This window comes from Pseudoxanthomonas kalamensis DSM 18571 (genome assembly GCF_010211745.1).
GTDB lineage: Bacteria > Pseudomonadota > Gammaproteobacteria > Xanthomonadales > Xanthomonadaceae > Pseudoxanthomonas_A > Pseudoxanthomonas_A kalamensis.
Genome location: NZ_PDWQ01000060.1, coordinates 1 through 643, shown reverse-complemented (window position 1 = coordinate 643; position 643 = coordinate 1). Strand labels below are relative to the sequence as shown.

Below are 643 nucleotides of genomic sequence, written 5' to 3'. Positions count from 1 at the left end.
GTAGAGCTCTGGCCGATTGATCAGTAGGTGCTGAAGATCAAAGACGTCCTGGCGACGATACCTATCGCGAAGCGGTTGCTGGAGAAGGGACCTGATCTTCTCAGCTACGAGCGTCGGGAGTGCGTAAACGCGCAAGACCCCGTCTGCGCCCAAGCTGACCTCCTCGATTTGAGGGATCGACTCTAGATAGCTGTAATCAATGCTCAACGTATTCGCGGCCTGCCCGCGTAATAAACGTTCGTGCTGCCTTGTCCCGCGTGTGGCAAAGCCAATTTTCATCTTGATCGTCACGTAGGTCTTATCTCGACCAGGCTGAACGACCCAGCCCTGCCGCCTGCACACAGTGTCGTACGAAAGCCGCTCTTCTGCCTCGATCAGACGAGCATCGATCAACGCCTTGATCTCCACTTCTGCATCAATCGAAAAAGGCTTTTCTGTGGAGAAATCGATGTCGGTCGTGTGGCGCGTACTCTCGTAGTGCAACGCCATCAAGATGCCGCCTTTAAGGCACAGCAGATCGCTGAGCCTTGTGTCAGCGGCGATAGTGTCCAGGATGATGTGGACCGCCTCGCGAAAGCTTCTCTCCTCTGATGAAGCTGCTTTTACCCATCCAGGGATGTTCGTGAGAAGGCTAGACATTGAT

Annotated in this window: 1 protein-coding gene; it reads right to left on the bottom strand. The window is 54.3% G+C overall.

What is annotated here, in order from left to right; translation table 11 throughout:
• On the bottom strand, window positions 1–643 hold a 643-nt coding region (locus CSC70_RS13965), incomplete at both ends, for a nucleotidyl transferase AbiEii/AbiGii toxin family protein (protein ID WP_246189439.1).